The 7,782-nt window shown below is 61.8% G+C and carries 6 protein-coding genes and 1 pseudogene; 5 read left to right on the forward strand and 2 right to left on the reverse strand.

The window, feature by feature from the left end:
- Positions 1-14 precede the first annotated feature (14 nt).
- Positions 15-605, forward strand: a complete 591-nt coding sequence (locus HJB83_RS15355; protein ID WP_221132255.1) for a histidine phosphatase family protein — start codon at positions 15-17, stop codon at positions 603-605.
- Positions 606-619: 14 nt separating this feature from the next.
- Here the strand turns inward: HJB83_RS15355 and HJB83_RS34130 are convergent.
- Together HJB83_RS34130 and HJB83_RS15360 are read right to left on the reverse strand one after the other, a co-directional pair.
- Positions 620-814: pseudogene (locus HJB83_RS34130) on the reverse strand (type II toxin-antitoxin system HicA family toxin).
- 91 nt (positions 815-905) lie between these two features.
- The gene (locus HJB83_RS15360; RefSeq protein ID WP_003569889.1) at positions 906-1,166 is read right to left on the reverse strand and encodes a DUF1344 domain-containing protein; all 261 of its coding nucleotides are present in this window, start codon (positions 1,164-1,166) and stop codon (positions 906-908) included.
- A gap of 240 nt (positions 1,167-1,406) precedes the next feature.
- Between HJB83_RS15360 and HJB83_RS15365 the strand changes: the two genes are divergently transcribed.
- The 4 genes from HJB83_RS15365 to HJB83_RS15380 all read left to right on the forward strand — a co-directional run bounded on the left by HJB83_RS15365 (position 1,407) and on the right by HJB83_RS15380 (position 7,677).
- On the forward strand, positions 1,407-4,580 hold the full coding sequence (locus tag HJB83_RS15365; protein WP_221132256.1) for an EAL domain-containing protein: 3,174 nt from the start codon (positions 1,407-1,409) through the stop codon (positions 4,578-4,580).
- A gap of 209 nt (positions 4,581-4,789) precedes the next feature.
- Positions 4,790-5,887, forward strand: a complete 1,098-nt coding sequence (gene aroC / locus HJB83_RS15370; RefSeq protein WP_207583197.1) for a chorismate synthase — start codon at positions 4,790-4,792, stop codon at positions 5,885-5,887.
- Positions 5,888-5,899: 12 nt separating this feature from the next.
- The gene (gene ribB / locus HJB83_RS15375; protein ID WP_207583196.1) at positions 5,900-7,003 is read left to right on the forward strand and encodes a 3,4-dihydroxy-2-butanone-4-phosphate synthase; all 1,104 of its coding nucleotides are present in this window, start codon (positions 5,900-5,902) and stop codon (positions 7,001-7,003) included.
- A gap of 341 nt (positions 7,004-7,344) precedes the next feature.
- The gene (locus tag HJB83_RS15380; protein ID WP_311044487.1) at positions 7,345-7,677 is read left to right on the forward strand and encodes a transposase; all 333 of its coding nucleotides are present in this window, start codon (positions 7,345-7,347) and stop codon (positions 7,675-7,677) included.
- The last annotated feature ends 105 nt before the right edge of the window (positions 7,678-7,782 follow it).

Below are 7,782 nucleotides of genomic sequence, written 5' to 3' on the forward strand. Positions count from 1 at the left end.
CCGGAGCCGAGACCGTGCTTATCTACGTGATCAGACACGGCCAGACTGCCTGGAATGCCGAGCGCCGCCTGCAGGGTCAGAAGGACGTTCCGATGAATGCCACGGGCCTGGAACAGGCCCGGCAGAACGGCATCGCGCTTGCCGGGATTCTCGGCGACACGGTCGATGATTTCGATTTCGTCGCGAGCCCGCTCGGTCGCACCCGCGCGACGATGGAAATCATGCGCACCGCCATGGGCCTGCCGCCGCTTGCCTATCGCACCGATCCGAGGCTTGTGGAGATTTCCTTCGGCGACTGGGAGGGCTCGACGATTAAGGAACTGAAGGCGACGCAGCGCGAGCGGGTGGCCGAACGCAACGCCTCGAAATGGGATTTCATCCCGCCCGGCAATGACGCGGAGAGCTACGAGATCCTCTCCTGGCGCACCGGCTCATGGCTGCAATCCGTCGATCGCCCGACGGTCTGCGTCACCCACGGCGGCGTCATCCGCACGCTGTTCCAGGCGATTTCCAACCTGCCGAAGAGCAGCGCTGCCGAAGGCGCAATCCCGCAGGACCAGATCGCCAGGATCGACACCGCCGAGCGGACGATCGTCTGGCTGTAGGCATTGCATCTGAATCAAAATGTTTTCGGAGGTCCTGCCTGTTTCAGCATTTCATTGGCTGTATGGCGTGATTTTACCCCATGATCGACCGTGAAATGGCGGTTGGAAATCGGGCTTTACCAGATTTCGTGATCACCCTTTCCCGGTCGCACATATTCGCAGCCGGCTTTCAACAGTAGCTGTTTGAGTTCACGTAGATAGCCGGCCATGCGCTCAGTAGGTCGGATTGGCCGGCGTGTCATAGTGTATGTAGTAGCTGAATGAAGAGGAATTTATAGCCGCTCTCGACGTTTAGGCTTCCTACTTGACGATATCGAGATCGTTGATGACGCGCTTGCCGTCGACTTCGGTATAGAAGACGATCACCTTCACGCCGGCTTCCAGGCCATCGAAATTGAATTCCTCGGGCGCCTGATAGGTTTTGCCGTCATCGAGCGTCAGCACGAGATTGGCGGTGTCGACCTTCTTGATCGTCGCCTCGACATCGGCGCTCTCGGCAAAACCGCTCATCGGCGACAGGAAACTTGCTGTTGCCAAAAGCGTGGCGACGACGAAACGCATGGCGACAATCCTTTTCAAACGCTGCACGAGAACATGACTGGCCACACATAGCCTCCTGAATATGGCGAAAATTGCCCGTAAGAATGTCTTTTCCCGCCTAATTGATGAATAGGATTTTAAATATAATCAAGGTGCCGCGTTAACCGCGGTTTTCCCTTCCCATGATTTTTGGCATCGCCTGCGGGCAATCGTAAATTAACCCCCGCCCCCTACAGTTGCCCGGACGATGGGGGTTTCATTTTGCTATCCAGGCTGAGCGACAACAAGCAGTTGCGGCGCGTGTTGAGGAATACCCGCGTCTCGTTCCTGGTTTCATCGTTTGCCGCCCTTGTCGTCATCATGGTCGGCTTCGGCCTCGACCGCGCGAATACGGCATCTTATGAGCGCGAACTTCATATCCGCACCGAAAGCGAGGCTAACCTCATCCGCGCCCGGGTCATGGCGGAGATCCACATGGACCTCAGCATCGTCCGCGACCTGACCAATCTGATCTCCGTCAGCGCAGCAAACGGAGAGGAGATGGAGCGGCAGATCAATTGGCTGCTGATTCAGAACCCATCCTTCATTCATATCGCCGTCGCCCCCGATTTCATCGTCAGCAACGTCTATCCACCGCAATCGGGCAATCCGCGAATCGGCCGCGACGTGCGCGAAGCGCTTTTTTCACGCCAGGCGATGACGCCTGCAGCCGGCGATCAGTCGGCCCGCTTCTATGGCCCGATCAGCGCCGAGGGCCGCGACGCCTTTGCCATATTCTTCCCGGTTTTCATCAAGGAGAACGGCCAGCGGCGGATCTGGGGAGCGGTTGAACTCATCATCGACCAGCAGATGTTCTACGAGGCGACCGGGCTGATGCCGGCGCGCGACCGCGAGAACCGGGAACGTTATCCGCATCTCGACCATCTTTCGATCGCCATCCGGGATATTGGCTCGCCGGCGAGGGCCGTGACAGCCGCGCCCTTCTTCGGGTCGTCCGATATCGACAGCAGGGATCCGATGCGCCAGAAGATCGGCTTTGCCGGCGGCAAGTGGGAACTCTCCGTCGTCCCGAACAGCGGCTGGGACGCGATACCGGAAAACCGAACCGAGTTGCGCCTGATCGTCGCTGCCGCCGGCTGCATTATCATCATCCCGATCTTCTTCGCCACACTCCTGCTCGGCGAGCGCAATCGCAACATCACCGAGCTGGAGACGCGCGAGGCGAAACTCAAGGAACTGTCGCAGCGGCTGAATCTGGCGCTGAAATCCTCGAATATCGGCATCTGGGAGCTGCAGGATCATACGAGCAGCCTGCTCTGGGATGCGCGCGCCGCAGCACTGCACGGCAAGCCGGCGCAGGAAGGAAGCCGGGCGCTCGACGAATGGCTGGCGGCGATCCTGCCGGAGGACCGAGACATCGCCGAAGTGCATTTCTTCAGCTGCAGCATCGCCGGTACTGCCTGCACGGCGCAGTACCGCATCCTGCTTGCCGATGGCGGCATCCGGCACCTGCGCTCGGTCGGGGCCTTCTATACGGATGCCGGCGGCGTCAGCAAGACGATCGGCATCGTCTGGGACGTGACCGCCGATGCGGTGACCACCGACATGCTGCGCAAGGCCAAGGATACAAGCGAGGTCAAGAATGCCGAGCTGGAGCTGGCGCTTGAAGAGCTTTCCAGCCGCGAGGGGCAGCTCGCCGAGCTGTCGAGCCGGCTCGACCTGGCGCTCAATTCCTATCAATGCGGCATATGGGAAGCGCGGCCCCACCGAGGCGGCTCGATCTGGAACGAGCGGATGCACGAACTCTATGGGCTTGGGCCGCGCAACGGCTTCATGACCGAGGAGACCTGGCTTTCGCGCATCCATCCCGAGGATCGGGTTCTGGCGCTCGAAAGCGCACGCCACTTCAAGCAGAACGGCGATACGCACACCCTCGTCTGCCGGGTGATCGTCGACGACGGCTCAGTGCGCTACGTGCGCTCGGTCGGCAAGGTCCACCAGACGGGGACCGGCGAGATGAAGATCATGGGCATCGCCTTCGACGCCACCGAAGACGTGCTGATGACCATCCGGTTGAAGGCGGCCAAGGACGAGGCGGTCGCCAAGAATATCGAGCTCGAGCTTGCCAAGAACAGGATCGAGCACAATTCGCTGCACGACCCGCTGACCGCACTCGCCAATCGCCGCAAGCTCGACATCGCGCTTGAAGAACTGACCAATGACGGCCGCCGGCAACGGCAGAAATTCTCGATCCTGCACATCGACCTCGACCGCTTCAAGGACATCAACGACACGCTTGGCCATGCCGCCGGCGATGCCATGCTGGTGCACGCCTCGAAGGTGCTCGCCAAAAATGTCCGCGGCAGCGACATCGTGGCGCGCATCGGCGGCGACGAATTCGTCATCCTCGCGCTTGAGGTCGGCGACAAGGAGATGGCGCAACTTTCGACCAGGATCATCGAGGAGATGCGCCAACCGATCGATTTCCAGGGTTTTTCCTGCCGCTGCGGCGTGTCGATCGGCGTGGCGCTCGCCAACGGCATTCATGTCGACGCGCGCAAGGTGCTGATCAATGCCGATATCGCGCTCTACCGCGCCAAGAGCATGGGCCGCAACCGCTTCGAATTCTTCAACCACAATCTCCAGGCCGATATCATCAATACCAAGCGCACCGCCGACGAGATCCTCGCCGGCATCGACAATGGCGAATTCACCGCCTGGTATCAGCCGCAATTCTGCGCCCGGACGATGGAGCTGACGGGTGTGGAGGCGCTGGTGCGCTGGAACCATCCGGCCAAAGGTCTGCTCGCGCCCGACAAGTTCCTGCGCATCGCCGACGAGATCAATGTGGTGCAGATGCTCGACCGGATCGTGCTCGAAACAGCGTTGCGCGACAAGATGCGCTGGACGGCGCTGGGGATTGCCGTGCCCAAGGTCTCGGTCAATGTCTCGGCGCGGCGGCTGCATGACGGCAGCCTGCTGGAATCGCTTACAGATCTGCAGATCCGCCCCGGCGAGATCTCCTTCGAACTGGTGGAATCGATCTTCCTCGACGAGAGCGAGGATGTGGTCTCGCACAACCTCGAGCGCATCAAGGCGCTCGGCATCGATATCGAGATCGACGATTTCGGCACCGGCCATACCTCGATCGTCAGCCTGTTGAAGCTGAAGCCGAAGCGGCTGAAGATCGACCGCCAGCTGGTGCAGCCGATCGTCAATGCCTCGCAGGAGCGGGCGCTGGTCCGCTCGATCATCGAGATCGCCCGCTCGCTCGGCGTCGAGACAGTGGCCGAAGGGGTGGAGACGGCGGCGCATGCCGAACTGCTGCGCGATCTCGGCTGCGATATCCTGCAGGGATTTGCCTTTTCCCGGCCGCTTTCATTCGACGATTTCACCAACGAGGCGACAGGAACGGGATGGCGGCTGGCGTCGTGATCGACGTCCGCTGATCGCCCTCGTCCTCGGCTCTTTCGGCTGGCGGAGTGGAGGTGGCTTAACGATGGGCCGTCCATCCGGAACAGCATTTCCGCGACTGCCGGTTTGGCGCAAAGAAAGGCTTTTGCCTCGACGGATTTTTGGCCTATGAGTGTCGCGCCTTTTCAAGCAATGGCGCGACCGGCTTTGGCGCGCCACCGTGGGAACACATGTCGCACAATACATTCGGTCACCTCTTCCGCGTAACCACCTGGGGCGAAAGCCATGGTCCGGCGCTCGGCTGCGTCGTCGACGGCTGCCCTCCGGGGCTGCGCTTCACGCTCGCGGATCTGCAGGTCTGGCTCGACAAGCGCAAGCCCGGGCAATCCCGCTTCGTCACGCAGCGGCGCGAGGACGATCTGGTGAAGGTACTGTCCGGCGTCATGCTCGATGCCGATGGCGAGACGATGACATCAACCGGCACGCCGATCTCGATGCTGATCGAAAACACCGACCAGCGCTCCAAGGATTACGGCGAGATCGCCAGGCAATACCGCCCCGGCCATGCCGATTATACCTATGACCTCAAATACGGCATTCGCGATTATCGCGGCGGCGGCCGTTCCTCGGCGCGCGAGACCGCGGCGCGGGTTGCGGCCGGCGGCATCGCCCGTCTCGTCGTGCCTGGCGTCACCGTGCGCGGCGCGCTGGTGCAGATCGGCAAACACAAGATCGACCGCCGCAACTGGGATTGGGACCAGGTCGGGCAGAACCCGTTCTTCTCCCCCGATGCGGCCATCGTGCCGGTCTGGGAGGAATATCTCGACGGCATCCGCAAGAACGGCTCGTCGATCGGCGCAGTCGTCGAAGTGATCGCCGAAGGTGTGCCGGCCGGTCTCGGCGCGCCGATCTACGCCAAGCTCGACCAGGATATCGCTTCGCTGCTGATGTCGATCAACGCCGTCAAGGGCGTCGAGATCGGCAATGGTTTTGCCGCTGCCGAGACCAGCGGCGAAGACAATGCCGACGAAATGCGCATGGGCAATGACGGTGTGCCGATCTTTCTTTCCAACAATGCCGGCGGTATTCTGGGCGGCATCTCGACCGGACAGCCGGTGGTGGCGCGTTTCGCCGTCAAGCCGACCTCCTCGATCCTGACAGAACGCCAGTCGATCGATGCCAGCGGCAACAATGTCGATATCCGCACCAAGGGCCGGCACGACCCCTGCGTCGGCATCCGGGCCGTGCCGATCGGCGAGGCGATGGTCGCCTGCGCCGTCGCCGACCATTATCTTCGCGACCGCGGCCAGACCGGCCGCCTGAAATAGGAGTGCTCGCTCATGTCTTATGACCAGAAGCGCGTCGTCGACGCCATCAGGGCCTTCGAGGCCGGCGAGATCGTCGTCGTCATGGACGACAATGACCGCGAGAACGAAGGTGACCTGATCGTTGCCGCCGTCCATACCACGCCGGAGAAGATGGCCTTCATCGTGCGACACACTTCAGGCATCGTCTGCGCGCCGATGCCGAAGGAGGAGGCCAGGCGCCTCAACCTCAACGCCATGGTGGCGGAAAACGATTCGGCCCATACGACGGCCTTCACCGTCTCGGTCGATTTCAAGCATGGCACGACGACCGGCATCTCCGCCGACGACCGGACGCTGACGGTGCGCAACCTTGCCAACCCGAATGTCGGCGCTGCCGATTTCGTCCGTCCAGGCCACATCTTCCCGCTGGTTTCCCGCGAGGGCGGCGTGCTGATGCGCTCCGGCCATACGGAAGCTGCCGTCGACCTCTGCAAGCTCGCCGGCCTGCCGCCGATCGGCGTCATCTCCGAACTCGTCAACGATGACGGCACCGTCACGCGCGGCCCGCAGGTGGTCGATTTCGCCGAGCAGCACGGGCTGAAGCTCGTCTCCGTCGCCGATCTCATCGCCTATCGCCAGCGCAAGGAAACGCTGATCGAACTCGGCACCAGTTTCGATGTCGACACGCCGTTCGGCAAGGCCAAGGCCCATACCTATTCCCTGCCCTGGGACCCGATGCAGCATCTCGCCGTCGTCTTCGGCGATATTCGCGACGGCGTCGATATCCCGGTGCGCCTGCATCCGGAAAATGTCGCCGAGGATCTGTTCGGCAAGAACAGCCCGGTCGATTTCTACATGCAGAAGATTTCCGAGGAAGGCCGCGGCGTCATCGTCTATCTGCGCGAAGGCTCGGTCGGCGTCGGCCACCACGACAATGGCCGCAAGGCCCGCAACCAGGGCCGCGAGGCCCATGCCGAAGCCCAGACGCGCGACAGCGAATGGCTGGAAATCGGCCTCGGCGCCCAGATCCTCAAGGACCTTGGCGTCAGCTCGATCAAGCTGCTGACCAGCCGCGAGCGCCACTATGTCGGCCTGGAAGGTTTCGGCATCAAGATCAGCAAGACGGAAATCTGCTGAGGTTTCCCCCTTCTCCCCAGCGGGGAGAAGATGTCCGAAGGACAGATGAGGGGGTGAGCGACGCTAGGAGCGAATGCACTGAGCGCGAGCGAAGGGCAATAATGAGCGGCGTGCTGTGAAGCCCCCTTGTATCTGCACGTTAGAGATTTTGTGCGATGGAAGCGATTGAGCCTCTGGCCGGGTGGCCACCCGGCCAGAGGCGTGACGAAGTCGCCCGTTCCCCCTCTGGTTACAACCGTGGATGAGCCTGGGATCTTCGTCATCGTCACGTACGACCGAATAGTCGCTTGGTTCCAATCGCACGCACAAGGCAGGTTACCGTGAACAGAGTTATATGTGGAGTGGATGTTTCGAAGGACTGGCTGGATGCGTCTATCCGCCCGTCCGGGACGTTTGAGCGTTTCAGCAATGACGCCACCGGCATCGGCGCGCTGGCCGATCTTTGCCGGGCCGAGAATGTCGAGCTCGTCGTCATGGAGGCTTCCGGCGGTTACGAGCGGACGGCCTTCCTGTTGTTGTGGGAGATGGGGATCGCCTGCGCCTTGGCTAATCCGCGCCATGTGCGCCGGTTTGCCGAAGCCATGGGCTTTCTGGAAAAGACCGACCGCATCGATGCGGCGATGATCGCCCATTATGCCGAAACCAAGCGGCTGGCTGTCCCAGGTCACGAGTGACCTGACCGTCCAGAGGCAGCGCCGCAGTGCGGCCCGCGATCATCAGAGCGTGGCAAGCCTCAACGAGGTGATCGCGCTTCTGGTGCGCCAGAGCCGCACCCTCGA

The organism is Rhizobium sp. NZLR11 (assembly GCF_019685115.1).
Classification (GTDB): Bacteria; Pseudomonadota; Alphaproteobacteria; order Rhizobiales; family Rhizobiaceae; genus Rhizobium.

Coding starts and splice junctions, on each gene's coding strand:
- HJB83_RS15360 (WP_003569889.1), bottom strand. CDS start 1,166: ATGCGTTTCGTCGTCGCCACGCTTTTGGCAACAGCAAGTTTCCTGTCG.
- aroC (WP_207583197.1), top strand. CDS start 4,790: ATGTCGCACAATACATTCGGTCACCTCTTCCGCGTAACCACCTGGGGC.
- ribB (WP_207583196.1), top strand. CDS start 5,900: ATGTCTTATGACCAGAAGCGCGTCGTCGACGCCATCAGGGCCTTCGAG.